Source organism: Paenibacillus oryziterrae (genome assembly GCF_042610485.1).
GTDB lineage: Bacteria > Bacillota > Bacilli > Paenibacillales > Paenibacillaceae > Paenibacillus_AQ.
This window is the reverse complement of record NZ_JBGJZO010000013.1, coordinates 102,765-124,816: the sequence shown is the minus strand read 5'-3', so window position 1 is coordinate 124,816 and position 22,052 is coordinate 102,765. Positions and strand designations below refer to the sequence as shown.

The 22,052-nt window shown below is 46.9% G+C and carries 21 protein-coding genes; 16 read left to right on the top strand and 5 right to left on the bottom strand.

Going from position 1 to position 22,052, the window contains the following annotated elements:
* Positions 1-131: 131 nt before the first annotated feature.
* Positions 132-1,007 carry a LysR substrate-binding domain-containing protein gene (locus ACAN55_RS15250; RefSeq protein WP_379134351.1) on the bottom strand — a complete coding sequence of 292 codons (876 nt, stop codon included), beginning with the start codon at positions 1,005-1,007 and terminating at the stop codon, positions 132-134.
* Between the two features lie 212 nt (positions 1,008-1,219).
* On the opposite strand from ACAN55_RS15250, the gene ACAN55_RS15245 reads away from it, so the two are divergent.
* The 7 genes from ACAN55_RS15245 (at position 1,220) to ACAN55_RS15215 (ending at position 7,079) form a co-directional block, all read left to right on the top strand.
* Complete coding sequence (locus tag ACAN55_RS15245; protein ID WP_379134349.1) at positions 1,220-2,176, top strand: phosphate ABC transporter substrate-binding protein; 957 nt, start codon at positions 1,220-1,222, stop codon at positions 2,174-2,176.
* A gap of 96 nt (positions 2,177-2,272) precedes the next feature.
* The gene (gene pstC / locus ACAN55_RS15240; protein WP_379134346.1) at positions 2,273-3,175 is read left to right on the top strand and encodes a phosphate ABC transporter permease subunit PstC; all 903 of its coding nucleotides are present in this window, start codon (positions 2,273-2,275) and stop codon (positions 3,173-3,175) included.
* Positions 3,172-4,068 (top strand): phosphate ABC transporter permease PstA, encoded by an 897-nt coding sequence (gene pstA / locus ACAN55_RS15235; RefSeq protein WP_379134343.1) that lies wholly within the window; start codon positions 3,172-3,174, stop codon positions 4,066-4,068. The genes pstC and pstA overlap by 4 nt, the downstream gene beginning before the upstream one ends.
* 40 nt (positions 4,069-4,108) lie before the next feature.
* The gene (pstB, locus tag ACAN55_RS15230) at positions 4,109-4,885 is read left to right on the top strand and encodes a phosphate ABC transporter ATP-binding protein PstB (protein ID WP_379134340.1); all 777 of its coding nucleotides are present in this window, start codon (positions 4,109-4,111) and stop codon (positions 4,883-4,885) included.
* Positions 4,886-5,060: 175 nt separating this feature from the next.
* On the top strand, positions 5,061-5,771 hold the full coding sequence (locus ACAN55_RS15225; protein WP_379134338.1) for an MBL fold metallo-hydrolase: 711 nt from the start codon (positions 5,061-5,063) through the stop codon (positions 5,769-5,771).
* A gap of 4 nt (positions 5,772-5,775) precedes the next feature.
* Complete coding sequence (locus ACAN55_RS15220; RefSeq protein ID WP_379134336.1) at positions 5,776-6,348, top strand: TetR/AcrR family transcriptional regulator; 573 nt, start codon at positions 5,776-5,778, stop codon at positions 6,346-6,348.
* Between the two features lie 26 nt (positions 6,349-6,374).
* Positions 6,375-7,079: an AlkZ-related protein gene (locus ACAN55_RS15215; protein WP_379134333.1), complete on the top strand. Its 705-nt coding sequence runs from the start codon at positions 6,375-6,377 to the stop codon at positions 7,077-7,079.
* A 95-nt stretch (positions 7,080-7,174) separates the two neighbouring features.
* Here ACAN55_RS15215 and ACAN55_RS15210 read toward each other — a convergent pair whose 3' ends face one another.
* The 3 genes from ACAN55_RS15210 to ACAN55_RS15200 form a co-directional block, all read right to left on the bottom strand.
* Positions 7,175-7,351 (bottom strand): hypothetical protein, encoded by a 177-nt coding sequence (locus ACAN55_RS15210; RefSeq protein WP_379134330.1) that lies wholly within the window; start codon positions 7,349-7,351, stop codon positions 7,175-7,177.
* Positions 7,352-7,565: 214 nt separating this feature from the next.
* Positions 7,566-8,795 carry an aminopeptidase gene (locus ACAN55_RS15205; protein ID WP_379134328.1) on the bottom strand — a complete coding sequence of 410 codons (1,230 nt, stop codon included), beginning with the start codon at positions 8,793-8,795 and terminating at the stop codon, positions 7,566-7,568.
* Positions 8,796-8,823: 28 nt separating this feature from the next.
* Entirely contained in the window at positions 8,824-10,056 is a 1,233-nt protein-coding gene (locus tag ACAN55_RS15200) for an aminopeptidase (RefSeq protein WP_379134325.1), read from the bottom strand.
* Between the two features lie 164 nt (positions 10,057-10,220).
* On the opposite strand from ACAN55_RS15200, the gene ACAN55_RS15195 reads away from it, so the two are divergent.
* Genes ACAN55_RS15195 through ACAN55_RS15185 form a run of 3 tightly spaced genes read left to right on the top strand, consistent with a single transcriptional unit; the run spans position 10,221 to position 11,431 of the window.
* Positions 10,221-10,487: a hypothetical protein gene (locus tag ACAN55_RS15195; RefSeq protein ID WP_379134322.1), complete on the top strand. Its 267-nt coding sequence runs from the start codon at positions 10,221-10,223 to the stop codon at positions 10,485-10,487.
* 57 nt (positions 10,488-10,544) lie between these two features.
* Complete coding sequence (locus ACAN55_RS15190) at positions 10,545-10,898, top strand: VOC family protein (protein ID WP_379134320.1); 354 nt, start codon at positions 10,545-10,547, stop codon at positions 10,896-10,898.
* A 17-nt stretch (positions 10,899-10,915) separates the two neighbouring features.
* Positions 10,916-11,431, top strand: coding sequence for a GNAT family N-acetyltransferase (locus tag ACAN55_RS15185; protein ID WP_379134317.1), 516 nt, complete (start codon positions 10,916-10,918; stop codon positions 11,429-11,431).
* Positions 11,432-11,580: 149 nt separating this feature from the next.
* On the opposite strand, the gene ACAN55_RS15180 is transcribed toward ACAN55_RS15185, so the two are convergent.
* Positions 11,581-12,912: a hemolysin family protein gene (locus ACAN55_RS15180; protein ID WP_379134314.1), complete on the bottom strand. Its 1,332-nt coding sequence runs from the start codon at positions 12,910-12,912 to the stop codon at positions 11,581-11,583.
* 115 nt (positions 12,913-13,027) lie between these two features.
* On the opposite strand from ACAN55_RS15180, the gene ACAN55_RS15175 reads away from it, so the two are divergent.
* The 6 genes from ACAN55_RS15175 to ACAN55_RS15150 all read left to right on the top strand — a co-directional run bounded on the left by ACAN55_RS15175 (position 13,028) and on the right by ACAN55_RS15150 (position 22,023).
* A complete protein-coding gene (locus ACAN55_RS15175; RefSeq protein WP_379134311.1) occupies positions 13,028-13,750 on the top strand; it encodes a DUF1836 domain-containing protein in 723 nt (240 codons plus the stop codon).
* A 73-nt stretch (positions 13,751-13,823) separates the two neighbouring features.
* Complete coding sequence (locus ACAN55_RS15170; RefSeq protein WP_379134362.1) at positions 13,824-15,026, top strand: MFS transporter; 1,203 nt, start codon at positions 13,824-13,826, stop codon at positions 15,024-15,026.
* 170 nt (positions 15,027-15,196) lie between these two features.
* Positions 15,197-16,780: a TerB N-terminal domain-containing protein gene (locus ACAN55_RS15165; RefSeq protein WP_379134308.1), complete on the top strand. Its 1,584-nt coding sequence runs from the start codon at positions 15,197-15,199 to the stop codon at positions 16,778-16,780.
* An 8-nt stretch (positions 16,781-16,788) separates the two neighbouring features.
* Positions 16,789-18,108 carry an ATP-binding protein gene (locus ACAN55_RS15160; protein ID WP_379134305.1) on the top strand — a complete coding sequence of 440 codons (1,320 nt, stop codon included), beginning with the start codon at positions 16,789-16,791 and terminating at the stop codon, positions 18,106-18,108.
* Positions 18,105-20,306, top strand: coding sequence for a DEAD/DEAH box helicase (locus tag ACAN55_RS15155; protein ID WP_379134302.1), 2,202 nt, complete (start codon positions 18,105-18,107; stop codon positions 20,304-20,306). The genes ACAN55_RS15160 and ACAN55_RS15155 overlap by 4 nt, the downstream gene beginning before the upstream one ends.
* Positions 20,307-20,658: 352 nt before the next feature.
* Complete coding sequence (locus ACAN55_RS15150; RefSeq protein ID WP_379134298.1) at positions 20,659-22,023, top strand: extracellular solute-binding protein; 1,365 nt, start codon at positions 20,659-20,661, stop codon at positions 22,021-22,023.
* The last annotated feature ends 29 nt before the right edge of the window (positions 22,024-22,052 follow it).

Genomic DNA, 22,052 nt, shown 5'->3' with positions numbered 1-22,052 from the left:
TAAACTTCTTTTGTTCCATAAAATGCTCCCCATACAGTAACAGGCTTTTATTATTTCACCTGTCTACTATATGGGGAGCATATCAGAAGTGGCTGCTGGAACACCCTCTTTATTAAATAGGTCACTTATGATTACAATTCGGGAACGGTGTCGACCAAAGATTGCTGCAGCGCAGTTAAATTGTAGTCTTTGTACCATGCCAGCATAAATCCTCCGAACTCCGGCAGATTTCCTGGAAGGTGGATACAGTGTAATCGCTTCATGGCAAGATCATCCTCAATCCCCGCCCGGGAAAATATCCCGATCCCCGTACCCGCAGCAACCATCCTCTTTAGTGTCTCAGGCGAATCAACCTCAGCGATGGTATTGGGGCGGATTTGATTCAAATGTGCCCATTTCTCAGTGGTTTCTCTTAGGTATGAACCTTCAGGATGCTGAATCCATAATTCATTAGCAATCCGCTCTGCTGTTATGACCGGTGTATGCGCCATAGGGTGGTCAGGGCTACAAATTAGCACCGCTTCATCCTCAGCTACAATCCTGTAATTGAAAGAGGGATCGTGAATTAAGTTGCCATGTAGCAGTGCAAATGAGATTTCCCTGGAACGAAGTCTTTCGCGAAGTAACTGGTCACGCTGAAGTCCTAAGGTGATCTTAGCTCCAGGGTGCTTTTCCATGAAAGGCTTCATTAGTTTGGGGAAAATGTAACTTCCGGGAATATATCCGGCAAGCAAAGCAAATTCTAGGGAAGAGGAAGAGCTGTATTGCTGCAAGCTTCGTTCAGCCTCCGAGGCCAAAGTCACGATTTTGACGGCATAAGGAAATAAGACTCTACCTGCATCTGTTAAGAGCACTCTTCCACTTCGATACTCAAACAATGTGCTTCCCAGCTCGTTCTCCAGGCTCTTCATATGAAATGAAACGGTAGGTTGTTTAAGGCCGAGTTCTGCTGCCACATCGGTAACCTTTTTGAATTTCTCAATGAGAACAAGGATATTAAGTTTCATGATGTTCATAACAATTCCCCCACTGATTTACAGTAATATGCAAATTCCATCACTATTATAGAATATATCTATATTCAAATACAAATATTATATAATTATTTATCTTTGAGTTTACACAACCATGACTTTTCTCTAATGAATGGGCTCTAAAATTAGAAATGTAAGAGGGGACAACATTCCACTAAAAAACACTTAGAAGGAGACATACAACAATGAGATTCAAAAAGACTTGGATGATTAGTTTAGCTTTGACAAGTGTAGTTGCACTAGCGGCTTGCGGGAATAACGGGGGAAATAATGCAGCAACCAATAATGGCGGTAACAATACAGCAACCAATGCACCTGCAGAAGCGAACAGCGGAGCAGATCTAAGCGGTTCCATCCTGGCTTCGGGTTCTACAGCTCTGCAACCACTGGTTGAGCAAGTGGCAGAGAAATTCATGGACACTAACGCAGGCGTAGATGTTCAGGTTCAAGGCGGCGGAAGTGGTACTGGATTGACTCAAGTAGCTGAGAAACAAGTAGATATCGGTAACTCCGATGTATTTGCTGAAGAAAAGCTGAAAGATGCTGATGCTGAGAAAGCAGCTGCACTTGTAGATCACCAGGTAGCGGTTGTTGCGATTGCAGCGGTAGCACATCCTGATGCTGGTGTAGACGGACTTACGAAACAACAACTTGTAGATATCTTCACAGGTAAAGTAACGAACTGGAAAGAAGTTGGCGGTGCTGACCAAAAGATTCAAATCATCAACCGTCCGGGGAGCTCCGGCACACGCGCTACTTTCGAGAACTTTGCACTTGGCACAAAAACAGAAGACCTTGCTGGATCTATTCAAGAGGATTCTTCCGGTACAGTTAAGAAAATGATCGGTGAAACACCGGGAGCTATCGGATACCTCGCATTGTCCTACCTGGATGATAGTGTTAAGACTCTTAGCTATGAGGGTGTAGAACCTTCCGTAGACAACGTAGTTGCCGGTAAATATCCGGTTTGGGCTTACGAGCACATGTACACTAACGGTGAACCGAATGAAGTGGTAAAAGCATTCCTTGATTACTTCATGACTGATGAAGTCCAATCCGGAGATGTGGTAGAGCTTGGTTACATCCCGGCTTCGCAAATGCAGGTATCCCGCGATGTTAAAGGCAATGTAACTACCAAGTAACTATAACGAACCGGCAATACTATTCATTAGAACTTCATGTGATTAGAGGCGGAATTCATCTGCCTCTCTTTTCACTTTAGAAAGAGGGAGCCTGGCTTGAGGGGAAAATTAAAACAATCGCGAATCGAAAAGCACCATATCGAAGACTTTGTGGGACGTACGTATATGTCCTTCTGTGTGTTGCTTTTAATTGTCATCATAGTATCCATGGTTTATTTTGTAGCATCCAAAGGGGCCTCTACCTTTATCGGGGGCGATGTAAGTGTGAGCGAATTTCTCTTTGGTACCAAATGGTCACCAGAAGGAGACCCGGCGAAATATGGGGCTTTTCCTTTTATCGCGGGATCTTTTCTTGTTACACTGCTCGCAGCCTTGATTGCCAGTCCGCTTAGTATTTGTGCAGCTTTGTTTATGACTGAGATCGTACCGGGCTGGGGGAAAAAATTGTTACAGCCGGTGATCGAGCTGCTGTCCGGTATTCCTTCTGTTGTCTATGGGTTTATCGGCCTTAGTGTAATTGTTCCGTTTCTGCGGAATACCCTTCCCGGTCAAGGGATCGGGGTTGCTGCAGGCGCGCTTGTCTTATCTGTAATGATCCTGCCCACCATTACAAGCGTGGCTGCAGACGCGTTGGCTTCACTACCGCAGAACTTAAAGGAATCTTCCTTTGCACTTGGCGCCACTAGATGGCAGACGATATCCCGTGTAATCCTTCCTACAACGATGCCTGCGATCATGACAGGGGTTGTGTTGGGGATGGCACGTGCATTTGGTGAAGCTCTGGCTGTTCAGATGGTTATCGGTAACGCACCGTTTGTACCTCGCTCCTTATTCGAATCAGCTTCTACACTGACAAGCGTAATTACGCTCGGTATGGGCAATACGACTATGGGCTCACCGCATAACAATGCGCTTTGGAGCATGGCGCTGGTTCTTATGCTGATGACCTTTGTATTCGTGTTCCTGGTCCGTTTGCTTGAAAGGAGGAATAAGATTTGAAGCCGAGAACCGCTGATAAAATTGCAACAGGCATCATCGTCTTTTTCGCACTATTAATTGTAGCAATCCTTGTAGGACTGCTTGGATACATTCTGATGCGGGGGCTAAGCCATATCAGTTGGGACTTTTTGTTCTCACCGCCTCAAAAAATCCGCGCAGGCGGAGGGATCGGACCTCAGCTGTTCAACTCCTTATTCCTGCTCGTACTGACACTGATCATCACGGTTCCTCTTGGCCTTGGCGCAGGGATCTATATGGCGGAGTACGCTCGTCCCGGCAGATTAACCGGCTTTATCCGTCTAATTGTGGAAGTGTTGTCTTCCTTCCCTTCCATTGTAGTTGGTCTGTTCGGACTGCTGCTGATCGTTAACTATTTTGGTCTTGGCTTCTCCCTGGTATCAGGCGCACTTGCTTTGACGGTATTCAACCTTCCGCTGATGGTCCGGATTACAGAGCAAGCCTTCCGTACCGTGCCTAAGCAGCAGAAGGAGGCAGGATTTGCCCTAGGTCTGTCCAAATGGAAAATCGTTACGTCCGTGCTGTTCCCGGTAGCACTGCCTACTATCATTACCGGAACCATTCTTTCGGCGGGGCGCGTGTTTGGGGAAGCAGCTGCCTTGATGTTCACCGCAGGGATGAGCAGTCCGCGGCTGGACTTCGGCAACTGGAACCCGCTTAGCCCGAATTCACCGCTGAATCCTTTCCGTCCGGCTGAAACCTTGGCTGTGCACATTTGGAAGGTTAACAGTGAAGGACTTGCACCGGATGCCGTTCAAATTGCTGCGGGAGCCTCTGCGGTTCTTGTTATTACTGTCTTGATCTTTAATCTTGCTGCCCGCTTCTTTGGCAGATTTATATACCGCAAGCTTACAGCTTCAAAACGTATGAATTAGAATTCAAATACCGAAAGATAATCAGTAGGAGGACTACGACATGGGAGTAGCCGCAACAGCAGTGGGGAAATCTTTTCAAACCGAAGATTTGAGCATTTATTATGGAACATATGAAGCGGTAAAGGGGATCAGCCTGCCTTTTCCGGAGAACACTGTTACTGCTCTTATTGGACCTTCCGGCTGTGGGAAATCAACCTTTCTTCGTTCGCTTAACCGGATGAATGATGAGATTTCAGGTTCGACAACTAAAGGCAGCATCTGGATCGACGGAGTGGACATCAACGCGCAAGGAACGGATGTAATCAAGCTTCGGCAAAAGATCGGAATGGTATGGCAGAAGCCAAATCCATTCTACAAATCCATCTATGACAATATTGCTTTCGGACCGAAGTATCACGGTATCAAAGGCAAGAAGGCTCTTGATGAGATCGTAGAGAGCAGTTTGCGCCGCGCCGCCCTTTGGGATGAAGTGAAGGACCGCTTGAAAGATTCAGCTCTAGCTCTCTCTGGTGGACAGCAGCAACGCCTCTGTATTGCGCGGGCACTATCTGTTAATCCACAAATCCTGTTGCTGGATGAGCCGGCCTCTGCGCTCGACCCTGTATCCACTGGTAAGATTGAAGAGCTGATCAAGGAGTTGAAGGAGGACCTGCGGATTGTTATTGTTACGCATAATATGCAGCAAGCAGCCCGGATTTCCGATTTCACAGCTTACTTCTACCTTGGATCACTGGTTGAGTATGGTCCAACGGACAAATTGTTCACCAACCCTGAGAATCAAATGACCCAAGAATATATTATGGGCCGGTTTGGCTGATCTGGAGTCCATTTGGTTAAGTAATTAAGTTCAGCTTATATAGAGTATTTAATAAATGAAAAGCACCTCACGGGTGCTTTTTTTGATTATATTTTGAAATGGGTATTTACCTCTTGATAAACTAATGGTATTAGTTTATATTATGACTAATATCATTAGTTACGGAGGAATGATCATGAGATTGATACGTGAAGGCCACCTGATACAGTTAACATGGATGCCTCGATTTTTCCCGGTGAACTGTTATCTTATTGATGAAGAAGATGGACTGACGCTCATTGATGCGGCTTTGCCTTTCAGCCTAAAGGGAATCGTCCGTACATCTGCCGATCTGGGCAAGGAGATCACAAGAATTGTATTAACGCATGCTCATATGGATCATATTGGAGCACTTGATGCATTGAAGAAAGTATATCCGAATACGAAGCTGTATATCTCTGAAAGGGATGCTGCACTGCTTCAAGGGGATGTCTCACTTCGCCCGGGAGAACCTGTAACTCCAATCAAGGGCAGTGTGCCGAAAAAAGTGCTCTCAAAGCCGGATGTGTTGCTTCACGAAGGAGATCAAATTGGTTCATTGACAGCAATCAGCACGCCCGGACATACTCCTGGCTCCATGTCTTTTCTAGACCGTCGCAGCCGTGCCTTGATTGTTGGAGATGCATTCCAGACTTTCCGCGGAACTGCTGTTTCCGGTACGGTCGTTCCATGGTTTCCTTTTCCGGCGATGGCTACCTGGAACAAGAAAGTGGCGACCGCCAGCGCAAGTAAATTACTTGAAACGGACCCCTATTTGCTCGCGGTGGGACATGGGAATATTCTGAAGTCACCTGCTGCAAAAATGCAAGCTGCCATTGAGAAGGCGGTCAAACAAGGAGCTGAATAAAGTTATGGCACCAAGGGCAGGACTGGATACACGGATGATTGTAATAACAGCTGCACAAATTGCGGATGAGCGTGGGGTGGAGGAGGTTACCTTGGCTGCCCTGGCAGCCAAGCTTGGCGTTCGTTCACCCTCACTGTACAATCACATACAGGGTCTGCAGGATCTGCGGATTCAGCTCGCCATCCATGGCCTGCAGGAATTATATAAGGACATGTCTGCTGCAATAGGACATTTGAGTGGAGAAGCTGCTGTGCATAAGATGGGGCAGGCCTATGTGGATTTTGCGAGAAGTCATCCAGGATTGTATGAGATGACCTTGCGTGCTCCAGAACCACAGCATGCGGAGCTTGTAGCAGTAAGTAATACGATCTTGTCCTTGATTATGAACTCCCTACGGGATTATGATCTGGGTGAGGAAGACATGATTCATGCGGTAAGGGGATTACGAAGTATTCTTCATGGCTTCGCCTCACTGGAGCAGCAAGGAGGCTTCGGAATTCCGCTGGATACGGGTGTCAGTCTATCCCGGCTGATCAGTACCTTTATTGCCGGCATTGGAAGCATGCGCACACACTAGAAACCTTGGGGGAGGATGAATTACAGATGACCTTAAGTGAAACCAAGCAAGACAATATTGCTATTACAACTTACGAGGAAGCCGCGGAGGTTGTGGCACGCTTTGGCATTCTGCCGCTGGCTTCGCTCATACCTGAGCATCCATCGGTTAACGGGATCACGAAAGCAGAGAATTGGCATACCGGTTCAGATTTGGACCCTTGGCTCTGGCGGGCACAATTTCCGGGCGACGGCCTCGCAGCTTACGGCAAGTTTATTAAGAAAAAGGCTATTCTCATTTCGCGAGAATGGTTCCCTGCCTATATGGCAGCCATTGCGAGTACAGCATCGTTGCAGGAACGATACAATAATGGCCTGTGCAGCAAAGAAGCTTTGCTATTGTTTAATATTATTGAGGAAGAGGAAGGAATCGAAACGCGTAGGTTGCGGTCCAAGGCTGAAATGAAAGCCACAGAGAAGAAGACAGCTTTTGACAATGCAGTTACTGAACTGCAGGGTTCACTGGACATTGTGATCTCAGGAGTGAAGGAACGGCATAATGCGGATAGCGAGAAGAACGGCTGGAACAGCACCTCTTTCGAAACGGCTGAACATTGGATGGCAGAGACAGGACTTGCTCCGTTTAATGGAACGAGAAACGAGGCCATAGAATGGCTGAAAGCCGAGATGGACAAGGTTTGGTCACCCGCCGCTCAAGCATGGATATACAAAACATTTTCGTGGAAGAAGTAGAGCGTGGCAACAAAAAAGGCTGCTCATTGCTCCCTCAGAAGAGCATAGATTAGCCGTAAGCGTTTTCTATAATAGATTGTTTAGATCTGTACTTATTACAGCATGGGAGCAAGAAAGGCGACGAGGAAATACAAGAATCCAAAAAACAGGAGAATATAAGCGGTATACTTAATCGCATTAGCAGCAGCGATGCTGGATTCTGTAGGCTGGTACTTATCTTTGCGTTCCACTTCCGGTTTGTTGGCCTCTTGGGTATACGGATTCTTCATCATGCTGATCTCCTCCTTGGAAGTAATATCCCTGCTTCTATTGTGACATCTTTGTGAATAAATTTCAACAAGAATGTGAACGAAATATGAACGAAATTTTAAATTCGGGCTATTATTGTTATGAAAACACTTTACAGAAAGCAAACAACCCGTTCTATCTCTCACAAGAGAGAAGAAACGGGTTGTTTGGTGTTCGATTATAGCAGTGTGTGTTGTATTACACCCAATTGCCATTTCGGAATAGCGGTTCTACGATACCTTCATCGGTAATGCCGTCGATATTCATCTCAGGAGAACCCATCATGAAATCTACATGTACAAGACTTTGATTCATTCCGCGTTCAGCCAGCTCAGCTTTGCTAAGTTTGGTGCCGCCCTCCAAGGTGAAGGCATAGGCTGCTCCAAGTGCAAGATGGCAGGAAGCATTTTCATCATACAATGTAGTGTAATAGAGAATGCCGCTCTCCGAAATTGGGGAGTGGTAGGGAACGAGAGCTACTTCTCCGAAGAAGGAAGCACCTTCGTCCATCTCCAGCAAAGTTGTTAAAGTCTCCAGTCCTTGCTCAGCGGTATACGAGATTACTCTGCCGTCTACAATCGTCAGTTTAAAGCCATCAATAAGATTGCCGCCATAGCTGAGAGGTTTGGTGCTGCTAACGGTTCCGTTGACTCCCGTCTTTAGTGGAGCTGTAAACACTTCTTCCGTAGGAATGTTAGCAAGAAAAGGAATGCCTTTTTCATTAACTGCCTCTGCTTGGCACCAAATATGTCCCTCAGGCAATTCCACCGTGAGATCGGTACCCGGTGCTGTATAATGCAGACTGCGGTACTTTTTCGTATTTAAATCTTTGCAGCGCTGCTTCAAGCCTCCCAGATGATGATGCCAGGCCTCTAAGGGATTGTCATGATCCGCACGTACTGCTTTGAAGATAGCATCCCATAGAAGTTCAACCTGCTGATCAGCAGGTGCTACAGGAAATACTTTAGCTGCCCAGGCAGGGGAAGGGAAGGCTAGCCCGCACCAACTGGCGTGATTACCCATAAGAAGTTCCCGGTAACCTGCCATAGCTTGACCTGAAGTCTTCTGGTTATCCGCGATGCGGCTCGGTTCTACGCCATTCAGGAGATCTGGATTTGCAGAAATAATGGTCATGAATGCAGCACCGTTCTGTGCCAAATCCTTAAGTTCATCAGCATGCCACTGCGGCGGCTCCAGAAAGGAATCGGCAGGGGCAAGGTCATACCTTGAACGGGTAACGTGCTCGTCGGTATAGTTGACCTTTACCAATTGCGCCCCAGCCTCATAAGCCTTGCGTACGACGAGCCTTACGAGCTCAGCAGAAGCTATGTCAGCATTCACTACTAGCTTCTGGCCGGGCTGAATATTCACGCCGATTTTCACTGCTAGCAGCGCATAGTTCTCCAGCTTTTGATTGAAACTCAACATTCGGGATTCCCCCAATTATTAGGTATGATTAAAATGCCCAGTTTCCATTTAAGAAGACCGGTTCTTCTTGTCCATCAGCAGTTACACCGTAAATATTCATTTCAGATGATCCAATCATAAAGTCTACATGGGTTACACTATCGTTTAGACCATGTTCAATCAGCTCTGCCTTAGTCATATCCTTGCCGCCTTCCAGACAGAAGGCGTACGCAGTACCAATTGCCAGATGGTTAGAGGCATTTTCATCAAATAAAGTATTGTAATATAAAATATTGGATTCCGAGATCGGTGATTGATGGGGTACGAGTGCAACCTCACCTAAATATTTCGCGCCTTCATCCAGACTGATCAGGTATTCCAGTGTTTCTTGGCCTTGCTCTGCGCTTACAGAGGTAATCCGTCCATTCTCAAAAGTAATGGAGAATCCGTCGATGATATTACCACCGTAGCTAAGCGGTTTAGTGCTGCGGACCGTACCGTTAACACCTGTTTTGAGCGGTGCTGTAAAAACTTCTTCCGTAGGCATGTTGGCTACGAAGCTGTGACCCTTGGAGTTAATGCTGTCTCCTTGTGCCCACAGATGACCCTCCGGCAGTTCGATACTAAGATCGGTTCCGGGTGCTATGTAATGCAATTTCTTATATTTCTTGTTGTTGAGCACTGTAGCTTTCTGCTCCAGATTATTTAAGTGCTCCTGCCATGCGGCTACCGGGTCTTCATGACCTAAACGTACAGTGTGGAAGATCGCATCCCACAGCATGCTCACACGTTCCTCAGCTGGCGCATCAGGGAATACTTTATCCGCCCAGCTTTGTGAAGGAATGGCCACCAGGCACCAGCTAACCTTATCCGACATTTGTAATTCGCGGTAACGGGATAATGCGGCTCCGCGTGTTTTTTGAAAGTTAGCGATCCGCTCTGGTTCGATTCCTTTTAAAGCGTCCGGATTTTCTGCCAGTACGGTCAGGAAGGCTGCCCCATTCTCTGCCAGCTCGGTCACTTCACCTGCATACCAGGTCGGTGCTTTGGTGAAGATTTCAGGTGACGCATGCTCGAACTGCTGACGGGTAATGCTCTCATCGCTCCAGTTCACTTTAACCAGACTTGCTCCGATTGAGTACGCTTTAGCCGTGATCATCCGGACGAATTCTGCAGCAATAATTGGAGCATTTACAACGAGAACTTGGCCGGGCTGCACATTGATACCAATCTGAACGGCCAGATCAGCATATTTGCTCAGTTGATTCTGAAAGTTGGACATTTGGGTCTCCTCCGATTTTCTATAATATTCTATCTCATAAGCATTGTATTAAATTATTAACCGCCGGATGAAAAAAGTCAATTCACTCAGTGGGTAGGGATTTACAGCAATTTCAGTGGTATACTATGGAAGAATGGTACACAACCAGAAAGGATGGATATAGAATGACATTAGAAATAACAAAAGCGGAATTGAGCCGCAATGAAGATGGAAGCTTCGTAGGAAGAGCGATATTCAGTCTGGCTAATCATCAGGCGAACTATGAAATTACCTTTTTCAGCAAAAAAGGCAGCGAGTGGGAGTACAGTCTCAGCTTTTCCGGAGAACCTGGAAGTGAAGAACAGTTTCTTGAGGTAGATGCTTTGCTCGAAACCGATGATGAAATATACAATCAGCTTTTGGATGCAGTAATAGCTGTGCAGGATGTGTAAGTAATTACTTAATTAATGGATAGTTTGTCCCGCAACTTCAAAAGGGGGTTATTAACTGTGACAAGTCCGATTATGAATCAGATTGGTGCTGTATTCATTCCCGTGAGTGATATAGAGAAGTCCAGAGAGTGGTATTGCCGCTTGCTGGGTCTCCCGCAGGACGGAGAAGTTTTGTTCGGACATTTGTACGTTGTGCCTATGGAAGGAGCGGGAATCGTGCTGGACAGTAAGATTTTTACCCAAGAATGCATTCTGACTGCTCCTGTGTTTCATCTGAATACGCAGGATATTGATGCTGCCTATGATTTTGTTAAGCATAGCGGTGCGGAAATTTTAACTGACATTGAGCATGACCATTGGTTTAACTTTAAGGATCCCGACGGGAATGTGCTCATGGTGTGCCGCTGTTAATATAAGGAGTGATTGGCATGAGGGTAACACTTCGAAAGTTAATTCCTGAGGATGCTTGCGAGCTGCTGAAGCTGCAGCATAAGTTAGACCAAGAATCGAGTTTCATGCTGCTTGAACCGGATGAACGCCACACGGGACAACAAATGATCAGGGAGATGATTGTGAATTTTGAAGATTCAGAGTCCTCCATATTTATCGGAGCAGAAGTGGAAGGGAGCCTGGTCGGATATTTGTCTCTCCGTGGAGGCACTGTTAGAAGGAATCGTCATTGTGGTTATATTGTTATGGGTATCATCCAGGAATATCAAGGACTTGGCATCGGTAAGGAACTGTTCCGTGAGATGAATGAATGGGCTAGAGCGCATCATATTACCCGCGTGGAGCTTACGGTTATGACACATAACACACGTGCTTTGGCGTTATATACGAAGAATGGATTTACCATTGAAGGAACGAAGGTCAAATCGCTTAAAGTGGACGGACAATACGTCGATGAATATTATATGAGTAAAATTATAGAAGAGTCAGAATAAGATCCATACATAACCCGCAAGTGTTCTACATAAGTTTCAAAATGAAAAACTTGGCTTTCGAATACAACAAAAAGAGTGTCCTTCATCAGGACACTCTTTTGTGCGTTATCCAGCGTAACTTGAGAATATTCTCTCTATCTAGTGCTTTGTTAGTGTTTATTATGGTCAGCTTCGGAACCTTTTGAAACGACTTTCGGCTTAAGGACAACCTCCACCTTACTTACACGGTGACGGTTCATTTCACGGATGATAAGCTGTGCACCGTCATGGATGATGTTTTTGCCGGGAGAGGGCTCGGTGAGGTGGCTATATAACCATCCGCCGATAGTAGTTACCTCTTCATCCTCGAAATCCAGACCGGTCCGGTTCATAACCTCAAGCAGGGAAACCTTTCCGTCAAACAAATAGCGGGAGTCACTGAGCATTTCTACATTTTTAAGCTCGTCACCATCGAACTCATCACGGATCTCACCGACAATCTCTTCCAAGATATCTTCTATAGTAATAAGTCCTGAAGTACCTCCGTATTCGTCAAGGAGAAGTGCAATATGAACACGTTCTTTCTGCATCCGGGTGAGCAGAGTCTTCACAGGCGTAACTTCAGAAACAGTTAAGACCGGTTGAAGAATGCTTCGGAAATCGAAATCAGGATTGTTGTCATACTCCAAATACAACTGTTTTGTGTTAATCGTTCCGATAATGTTGTCTTTACTGACGTCTGCTACCGGAAACCGGGTATATTTTTCCTTGCGGATAATGCTAAAGTTCTCAGCAAGCGAAAAATTAGAGAACAGACATACCATATCAGTACGTGGAACCATAATTTCACGGGCCAGCATTTCATCAAAAGCAAAAATCCGGTTAACATATCCGTATTCAGCTTTGTTGATTTTGCCGTTTTCATAGCTTTCAGAGAGGATCAGTCGTATCTCCTCTTCAGAGTGCGCCTCACCATGTTCACTCGCTGGTTTCATCCCGAAAATGCGGACAAGCAGGTTGGCTGATCCATTTAGGAGCCAGATCAGTGGATACATAAGTTTATAGAACCAAACGATCAGCGGAGCTGTGAACAGACTGATTGCTTCCGGCTTGTTGATAGCTGCGGTCTTCGGTGCAAGTTCACCAACGACGACGTGCAGGAAGGTTGCGATGAAGAAGGCAAGAGCAAAAGCAATAACATGGCTGAACTCTACATTGACCCCGAAAAAGTCGAATACAGGGAGGAGCAGCTGTTCAAATGCAGGCTCTGCCAAAGCACCGATACCGAGTGCGGTAATGGTAATTCCAAGCTGGCAGGCGGATAAATATCCGTCAAGGTTAGCGGCAACTTTTTGAACGGCTATCGCATTCTTGCGACCCTCAATAACCAGTTGGCTGACTTGGCTTCCTCTAATCTTCACAAGAGCAAATTCCGTAGCTACAAAAAAAGCGGTTAACACAATCAACACAGCGACCAAAACCAAACTAAGTCCTATACCCATTTAATCTTTACCATCCCTTTCAACTTTCAATAAGTATATAGTATAATTACAAGTTCTTATGAACCTATTTTACGGGGAATTAGTTAAAATATCAAATAATGAAGGGATGTAAGTCATGGAAAACTTCATTCTGAACCGTATCCAGGTGTCTGAGCTGCTGCTTTCAATGTCCGGAGTTAGTGAGATAAGACCAGTTCGACTCCTGCAGACTATATATAGTAAAGATCTCTCAGAAGCCACTCAGGAGGGTGTGCGCTCAAGGATGGTTATTCCAGAGAGTCTTCCACCCATCCTGCATAAAATCATCAAGGGACGCCGTATTAAAGGGTTGTCGCTTGCAGAAATTACATCATTAGGTCAGATGATAGAATATTCCACGCTTACCGCATCGACGATGCAGAACTGGGTAAAACGTGATTTTAAAGAATATCTGGGTTCACCCAGGGAAGGCAAGAAATATTCAATCAATCAAGCAGCACTGCTGTTTCTGATCGAGGATCTGAGAAATGCGCTTGATTTCGAAAGTATCCGAAAGCTATTCCGTATACTGTTTCTTAAGCCGGAGCTTGATGATGATGATTTGATCGAACCTGCACAGTTATTGAGAGTATATGCCGGGCTTTTTGAGAAACTTAAAAAGAATCCCGACTTGATCCATAAAGAGAGCGAATGGATGGAAGAAGCCGGGAGAAGCTTAGACCAATTAACTACGCTAACTCGGAAGCAGAAAGAAGTGGTTCAGAACACGCTGCTGATTGCCGCACTGTCCGTGCAGACCTGTTACGTTCAGTCGCTCGCCAGACAATATTTCAACAACTTGATCTTCCTTGATTTTTAAGGATTTGAAATTTAAAATAAACAATAAAACTTAACAGTCGGAGTGGGAAAGAGAGGTCCTGAAGGTGAATCAAATGACACTGCTGCGGAACCCGAAGCAAAGAAAACTGCTCTTTAGCGCCGGGCTGAGCTGGATGTTCGATGCCATGGACGTGGGAATGATTTCGTTTGTGGTTGCGGCATTAGCTAAGGAATGGAAGCTGGATCCGGGTCAGATCGGATTATTGACAAGTATAAACTCTGTAGGGATGGCGGTAGGAGCTGCAGCAGCAGGCATTTTGGCAGACCGGTTTGGGCGGAAATCCGTTCTGCTGTGGACCTTGCTGATCTTCTCGGCTGCGAGTGGTTTATCCGCATTTGCCACTGGTTTCGCCGTATTATGTGTGTTTCGTTTCATCACGGGCTTCGGCCTGGGAGGGGAGCTTCCGGTGGCTTCAACTCTTGTATCCGAAAGTATGCCAGCTGCTGAGAGAGGACGTGCAGTTGTCCTCCTGGAGAGCTTCTGGGCTTTAGGCTGGATCATCTCTGCGTTGATTGCTTTTTTTGTTATTCCTGATTATGGCTGGCGCACTGCCTTCATCATTGGTGCAGTCCCTGCGCTGTATGCACTCTATCTGCGTAAGGCGATTGATGATTCGCCGCGTTTTGCAGAAATCCGCAAGGCACCTGTCTCGTTGACTAAGAAGATCGCCGTTGTGTGGTCATCTCAATATCGCCGTTCAACAATTATGCTCTGGATTCTCTGGTTTACGGTGATATTCTCCTATTACGGGATGTTCTTATGGCTCCCTACAGTAATGATGCTGAAAGGATTCAGCCTGGTGAAGAGCTTCGGATACGTGCTAATTATGACGCTTGCACAGTTGCCAGGTTATTTTACCGCTGCTTATTTCATAGAGAAGTTCGGCCGGAAGTTTGTACTGGTGGTATATCTCCTTCTGACTGCAATCAGTGCTGCATGGTTCGGGAATTCAACAACAGAAGGCATGCTTATTGCAGCAGGGATTTGTCTGTCCTTCTTCAATCTGGGGGCATGGGGCGGGATGTATGCTTATACGCCTGAGCTGTATCCTACAGCTGTCCGTTCTACCGGATCGGGACTAGCTACCTCCTTTGGACGGATTGGAGGCATTATTGCACCTCTGCTTGTAGGGTATCTGGTAGAACGTTCCGTGGGGATCGGTTCCATATTTATGATGTTTTTCGTTACGATATTTATTGGAGCTACGGCGGTATTCTTCTTAGGCAAGGAGACAAAAGGTATGGAGCTTTCCTGAGAGCTTTCCTGAAAAAATCCTGCTGCAGATTCCTTGTTCTACTTGAAGTGTCTTGAACTACAATGCTAAAATTGTATGTAGAAGAAACGACAGTGACCATAATTAAACCAAACGGTTCCTTCACAAATGTGAACAGGGCCGTTTTTTTTAAATCGATTGGAGGGGCGGGAATGGGTAACGACAGGAGTCAGCCGCATTTCACGGAATTAATCTTTGAAAGTACGGAGAAGAATATGGCCATTCCTCCGCGGGATTCCACTGAACGCTCTTTGCCGAAACAGACATCACCGGAGCCTGATCTCAAGAAAAAGGAGCCTATGGTGCAGCTGCAGCTATGGGACACGGACATTCAGGAGCCTGTGACTACAACCGAAGGACAATTCGTAGCACGGGCGCGTGAACTCGTGAACCATAAGGAGCCGGCAGCTCTTTTTGTACCATTTAAAAGTTATTGGCCAACTTACGGCCATATGACGGGACCCCAATACCGCTGGTATTTCTACTGGCGTGATGAAGTGAGACACAACAGATTCCACAAAACTGATTTATCTTATATATTCTTGCATGTTTATGAGCTTATTAATGGTGTGGGCTGGGAAGATCCCTTGGACGGATATAGACAGCTATGTGCGATCTGGGAGGCTTACCGGGATTCTTTTAAACGTTTCGATCAATATTTGGGCGGATGGATCGCGGATTTCTCTTTCGTGCACAAGCTGGATGTACCCCTTTCGCTAATTGTTGCACGTTCACGCGGACTCGCCGGAGATTTGGCCGAGCTGGAATTAATGAGGTGCCTGACCTCAAGTCCTGACGAGCTGAGCTTTACTGCATTAACCGTAATGTCTGATTATGATATCAGCAAATCCAAGTTCTATATTGGAGAAGGCAAGGAAGCCATTGAGCTTTATGTCCCGCAGGTTGTAGCATTAATCAATGCATATGTTATTCGTAAGCACGGCATGAATCTGGTAGAGATGTTCCCACCTGGCCCTGCGGTTCTTCGCGAACGTTATCTATTCCGCAGTGCTGTTTATGATATCTCTTTATATGGTTACTCAGTGCTTGTTCCCGTTGTCCGTATTAGTAAATCACCGCCGCTGCGGAATCTGATCACACGTTTGTTCCGGCTGACGGAGAATAAGATCCGGGAACGGATGGGCTTCCGGGGAAGATTGAAGGGTGTTAATGTTGACGCAGATATGGACGAGCTGATCACACGTTATCTGCAGAGAGAATTCAGGAAAAAGGAACAAGAGGACAAAGGGCCGGCTGTTGTCATTAACCAGGAGAAGCTGGAGCGCCTGCAAAGTGACTCCGAGATTGTCCGTTCACTGCTTACGATGGAGGGTGAGCTTCCTGTAGAAGAAACACAAGGTTGGATCTTACATGATGCTGTATCTGATGAGATTGCTGCAGTTCCTGAGGATAGCGTTAAAAGAGAACCCGTTGAGATCGTTAACAGTACGAATACACCGGAGGAGCTCATTATCCCTGTAGCTGGAGAGAGTAATAGCGGTTGGGAGCTATTTGCCGCCTCACTTTCCCCTTTGCAAAAAAATGCAGTACTCGCGCTGGCAAATGATAACGGCATGGCCGCCTTGAGCAAGCTTGCCACAGGCAGTGGTACCATGCCGGAGCTGCTGATTGATGAAATTAATGAACTTGCGATGGAAACGCTTGGAGATCTGTTGATTGATATGGAGGAGATCATGGAGGAATACGTCCCTATGGTCCAATATTTGATGAGGTGAACTGCTACATGAAATCAATGAAAATACCAAAAAGGATGACAACGGCGCTGGTCAATTCCTTGACGGCTGGAGTTGTTCCGAGGATAGGGTTAGAGCATATCGCTGTCGGACGGAGACCGGAGATTGAAGCGATTTTGCGGGATATGGACAATATTGCCGATGGTGGAGCCGCCTTCAAGCTGATCACCGGCAAGTTCGGCAGCGGCAAGAGCTTTTTGCTTCAAATGATCCGTAATTATGCCATGGACCGGGATTTTGTCGTAGCGGATGCCGATCTTTCGCCGGAACGGCGGCTGGTGGGAACCAAAGGGCAGGGGCTTGCCACCTACCGGGAGCTGATGAGCCATTTATCGACCCGTACCCGGCCGGACGGCGGAGCACTGGAGATTATTTTGCAGAAATGGATCTTCTCACTTCAGCAGAGCATTATGGAAGATAAGGGGTTTGGGACTGACGCTCCACAGCTTGGGCAAGAAGTAGAGAAGCAGATATATGCTGTAGCCTCAGAGATGCGCGGTTTGGTGCATGGCTTTGATTTTGCCAAAGTACTGGCTGCCTATTGGAATGGACATAAGTTGGCGAATGATGATCTCAAGCAGGATGCGTTGCGCTGGCTGCGCGGTGAATTCGCCACTCGAACCGAAGCGAGAAAAGCGCTGGACGTAGGGGTCATTATAGATGATGACAATTGGTATGATTACATGAAGCTCTGGGCAGAATTCACGGCGGCTATTGGCTATCAGGGCCTGCTGCTGTTTATTGATGAAGGTGTGAATCTGTACAAAATCACGAACAGTATTTCACGCCAAAGCAACTACGAGAAGCTGCTGACTATGTTTAATGATACCATGCAGGGCAAGGCGGAGAGGCTGGGGATCTTTCTTGGCGGCACGCCACAATTCGTCGAAGACGGTCGGCGGGGCTTATTCAGTTATGAGGCGCTTCGCTCCAGGCTGGTAGCAGGCCGTTACGGGGCCGCAGGACTTAACAACTTCACCGGGCCGATTATCGCGCTCGACATGCTGTCCCATGAGGAAATCCTGATCCTGCTGCAAAAGCTAAGAGATATTCACGCCCAGCATTACGCGTATGATGTCAATCTTTCACAGGAGCAGCTTGTCCACTTTATGGAGCAGGCTGTAGGCAGACTTGGAGCAGAAGAGCTTCTGACACCGCGCGAGGTTGTTCGTGACTTCATGGATCTGCTTCATACTCTGCATCAGCATCCCGGGATTTCATTTGAGAAGCTGGTAGGGGAACGTACTTCGAATGCACCGGATGAGGATCAAAGCGCGGTAGACGGCTTCCTCGCGGAGTTTGAGCTATGAGTACTAATCCGTTCTACAGACTGGCCCCCTTTATTAAGGAATTTATATATAAGAACCGGTGGGATACGCTGCGCGAGGCACAAGTAGATGCTTGCCGGGTGCTTTTTGATACACCGCATCATCTGTTGATTGCTTCCGGTACAGCTTCAGGGAAGACAGAGGCAGCTTTTTTTCCGGCGCTAACCGAGCTGCATGAACGTCCATCAACATCAGTAGGCATATTATATATTGCTCCGCTCAAAGCGCTCATCAACGATCAGTTCACCCGGCTAAATGATTTGCTCCGTGAAGGCGGAATTCCAGTCTGGCATTGGCATGGCGATGTGCCCCAAGCGGATAAGACAAAGCTGATGCAGAATCCTTCCGGGGTGCTGCAGATTACACCGGAGTCTCTTGAAGGTCTCCTGATGAACCGTCCAAATGCCATTCCGGCTCTGTTTCATGATTTGCGCTTTATCATAGTGGATGAAGTGCATGCCTTTATGGGTGCTGACCGCGGTATCCAAGTGCTCAGCCAATTGGCGAGGATCTCACGGATGGCCGGATGCGCTCCTCGCCGGATCGGCTTATCTGCCACTCTAAGCGACTACGCATCTGTGACGGAGTGGCTGGCAGCGGGAACGAGGGATAAGGTGGAAGTATCCGCACCGCAAGGGGGGCGCAAGCTTCGGCTAAGCGTGGAGCACTTCTCCTTTCCAGATGCCCGGGACGAGCAGCAGGCTGAGCATTTGGAGCGTGCACGGCAGGCATACTATGATTACATCTACGATCATACCCATTTGAAAAAGGCGCTTATCTTCACCAACAGCCGTTCTGACGCCGAGACAGCAACATTGGAGCTGAGACGTACGGCGGCGAAGCGTGGTGAGAGGGATGTGTTCCATGTCCATCACGGCAGCATTTCTGCGATGCTGCGAGAGGAGACGGAGGCAGCGCTCCGCCAGAAACCGGGGCCAGCGGTTGCAGCGGCAACCTTAACCTTGGAGCTTGGTATCGACCTGGGAGAGCTGGAGCGGGTATTGCAGCTAGGCGCACCGTATAGCTGTGCCAGTTTTGTGCAGCGGTTAGGACGTTCTGGCAGAAGAGGTGACGCAGCTTCTGAGATGATCTTCGTCACGCCGGAGGAGGAGGACGAAGAGGCACAACTCCCAGCACGCATGCCTTGGAGTCTGCTACGTGCGATAGCAGTAATCGAGCTATATGTTCGTGAGAAATGGGTGGAGCCACAAGTTGTGCGGAAGCTGCCAGTTGGACTGCTATACCATCAGACCATGAGCATCCTGAAGAGCATGGGGGAAGCGGAGTCGGAGGATTTGAAGGATGCAGTACTTAGTCTGCCTTCTTTCAAAAGCATCGATCCTTCGGATTATGATACGTTCATCACATACATGCTGGGCATGGGGCACATCGAGAAAATGGATGAAGGCAGTCTCCTGATCGGTATGGCAGGGGAAAAGATCGTCAACAATTTCCGGTTCTATGCCGTATTTAAGGATGACGAGGAACATGTTGTTTATAACGGAACTGAAGAGATTGGTTCAATTACCACAGTGCCGCCTCCAGGCTACTGCTTCACTCTGGCGGGTAAGCTGTGGAAGGTAGAAGAAGTGGATAACCGCCATAAAGCGGTCTATGTCAAAACTTCGCGCGGTAAAGTAGATACCTTGTGGCTCGGAGCAGGCGGTGATGTGCATACCCGGATTATGACCAAGATTCGGGATGTTCTCGGAGATACTGCGCTATACCCTTATCTTGCGCCCAGTGCAGCAGCAAGGCTGGAGCGTGCGCGGCGTTTAGCCAAAGAAAGCGGAATGCTGAAGCAAGCCGTCATGCCTGCGGGTGGTGATTCGATGTTTATTCTGCCTTGGGCAGGAAGCCGGCAATTCCGTACTCTGGAACGGCTGCTTAAGAATAATCTTAAGACTCCCCTGGGCCTGCGGTCTATCGTTCCGATGGAACCTTACTATATGGTTGTTGCAGGCAGCACGGACGCCGCAACACTTGAAGCTGAGATCATTGGCGAATGTACTGCCGCTACGGAGCCACTATCGTTGTTGTCACCGGACGAAGCGCCGTATCTAGGCAAGTATGATGAGTTCATCCCACATGAGCTTATACGCAAGGCATATTCACTGGACGGACTTGATGTACCGGGCCTGGTCGAAGTGCTGAAACAATGGCATAATGATGAACGCTAATCTGCCGTTTTAAGTTTACAACTACATTAACCTTAGAATGATTGTAACGAAGGGGAATTTTTGGAACTGGAAGAGCGTAAGCGACCACCTTTGTCTCCGGATTTCATCCGCAAGCAGCGGTATAAATCAAGAAATCTGGAGACAACAGCGGCTGTAAGTCCAACATTCACCGTAGTTACTCCCACATTCAAGCAAGGTTCTTTTCATTTGAAATGGAGAGATTTCTTATTTTTTCATTTTATATTGAAAAACATACCTAGAAAAAACAAACATTTATTCTGAAGTTCACACCTTGATGAAAGCGCTTCACGAGGAGATAATAGACCTATCACGATATAGGGGGCTTTAGTAAATGGTCAAAAACAGAATGAAAAAAACATTCACAGTAGCAATGTCAGCGTCACTAGTACTGGCTTTGGCGGCATGTGGAAACGGTAACAACGAGGAAAACGAAGCGGCTGCAACAAATGCACCAGCCAATTCAACCGAAACTGCTGCACCAGCTGACACAAGCAAAGAGAATGTAACCATCACGTTCCAAAATATCTACCCAGACCCTGCAGCACCATCCACTCAAACGCTTAAAGCGCTCGTGGAAGAGTACACCAAAGCTAATCCAAACGTTAAAATCGAATTGGATACGCTGAACACTGACCAACAAAAAGTGAAGCTGAAAACACAAGCGGCTTCCAAAGAAGTACCTGATATCACCATCGTTAACCCAGCTGCACAAATGAAACCTTTCGTTGATGCTGGTCTGTTCGCTCCGCTGAACGACATGCTGGACAAGAACGGCCTGAAAGATACTTACCAAGAAGGATTGCTTGACTACTATAGCTTTGATAACAATGTATACGCTGTACCAGATGGTAACAACATCGAAGTTGTATACTACAACAAAGATCTGTTCCAACAAGCTGGAATCGCTAACGTTCCTACAACATTTGAAGAAATGCTGAAAGACGTTAAGATCCTGAAAGACAAAGGAATCACTCCGCTGGCAATCGGCGAAAAAGATTCCTGGACCGGTTCATTCTTGTTCATGAACATCCTGCTTCGCACAAACGGCGGCCCTGGCTTCCTGCAAGATGTAATGGATGGTAAGAAAACTTTTGAAGATCCTGCTTTCGTTGAAGCTGTAGACGCATTCCAACAATTGGTTGATGCAGGCGCATTCCCTGATGGTGCAACTTCCATCGACGCAACTGCTGGCGGTAACATCTTCAAAACTGGTAAAGCAGCTATGTGGGTAATCGGATCTTGGGAAACTGGAGCAATTGATGCTTCTTCCGTAGGCGGCAAAGTTGGAGCATTCCAATTCCCTACTGTTAACGGTAAAGGCGACCCTAACGAATTCATGTTGGCTCCTGGTAGCGCGTTCGCAATTTCTGCAAACAGCGAGCACCTGGAAGCAACTAAAGATTTCTTGAACTTCTTTGCACTGAACTTCCCTAAGAAACAATTCGAGAACAAAAATGCTGTAGGTCTTGGACAAAAAGTTGATGGCGACCTGAAAGCTGCTGGATACTCTGACCTGGCTATCGAAGTTGCTGGATTGTTCAACCAAGTTAAAGGCGGAGACCTTTCGTTCGATAACACTATGAACCCTGCAACATCGCAAGTTCACTTGAGCAGCATTCAAAACCTGTTCGTACAAAAAGTGGATGCAGCTGCAGTAGCAAAAGAACACCAAACAGCTTTTGAAGCTAATAAATAATAAAAAAGATATTTAGAAATCGATGCGAA

Bases quoted from the DNA above. Each gene is read 5' to 3' on its own strand.
- ACAN55_RS15245 (WP_379134349.1), top strand. From the start codon at position 1,220: ATGAGATTCAAAAAGACTTGGATGATTAGTTTAGCTTTGACAAGTGTA.
- ACAN55_RS15215 (WP_379134333.1), top strand. From the start codon at position 6,375: ATGACCTTAAGTGAAACCAAGCAAGACAATATTGCTATTACAACTTAC.
- ACAN55_RS15185 (WP_379134317.1), top strand. From the start codon at position 10,916: ATGAGGGTAACACTTCGAAAGTTAATTCCTGAGGATGCTTGCGAGCTG.
- ACAN55_RS15250 (WP_379134351.1), bottom strand. From the start codon at position 1,007: ATGAAACTTAATATCCTTGTTCTCATTGAGAAATTCAAAAAGGTTACC.
- ACAN55_RS15175 (WP_379134311.1), top strand. From the start codon at position 13,028: ATGGAAAACTTCATTCTGAACCGTATCCAGGTGTCTGAGCTGCTGCTT.
- ACAN55_RS15155 (WP_379134302.1), top strand. From the start codon at position 18,105: ATGAGTACTAATCCGTTCTACAGACTGGCCCCCTTTATTAAGGAATTT.
- ACAN55_RS15170 (WP_379134362.1), top strand. From the start codon at position 13,824: ATGACACTGCTGCGGAACCCGAAGCAAAGAAAACTGCTCTTTAGCGCC.
- ACAN55_RS15160 (WP_379134305.1), top strand. From the start codon at position 16,789: ATGAAATCAATGAAAATACCAAAAAGGATGACAACGGCGCTGGTCAAT.
- ACAN55_RS15225 (WP_379134338.1), top strand. From the start codon at position 5,061: ATGAGATTGATACGTGAAGGCCACCTGATACAGTTAACATGGATGCCT.
- ACAN55_RS15195 (WP_379134322.1), top strand. From the start codon at position 10,221: ATGACATTAGAAATAACAAAAGCGGAATTGAGCCGCAATGAAGATGGA.
- ACAN55_RS15180 (WP_379134314.1), bottom strand. From the start codon at position 12,912: ATGGGTATAGGACTTAGTTTGGTTTTGGTCGCTGTGTTGATTGTGTTA.
- ACAN55_RS15205 (WP_379134328.1), bottom strand. From the start codon at position 8,795: ATGTTGAGTTTCAATCAAAAGCTGGAGAACTATGCGCTGCTAGCAGTG.
- ACAN55_RS15150 (WP_379134298.1), top strand. From the start codon at position 20,659: ATGGTCAAAAACAGAATGAAAAAAACATTCACAGTAGCAATGTCAGCG.
- ACAN55_RS15220 (WP_379134336.1), top strand. From the start codon at position 5,776: ATGGCACCAAGGGCAGGACTGGATACACGGATGATTGTAATAACAGCT.
- ACAN55_RS15165 (WP_379134308.1), top strand. From the start codon at position 15,197: ATGGGTAACGACAGGAGTCAGCCGCATTTCACGGAATTAATCTTTGAA.
- ACAN55_RS15210 (WP_379134330.1), bottom strand. From the start codon at position 7,351: ATGATGAAGAATCCGTATACCCAAGAGGCCAACAAACCGGAAGTGGAA.
- ACAN55_RS15200 (WP_379134325.1), bottom strand. From the start codon at position 10,056: ATGTCCAACTTTCAGAATCAACTGAGCAAATATGCTGATCTGGCCGTT.
- pstB (WP_379134340.1), top strand. From the start codon at position 4,109: ATGGGAGTAGCCGCAACAGCAGTGGGGAAATCTTTTCAAACCGAAGAT.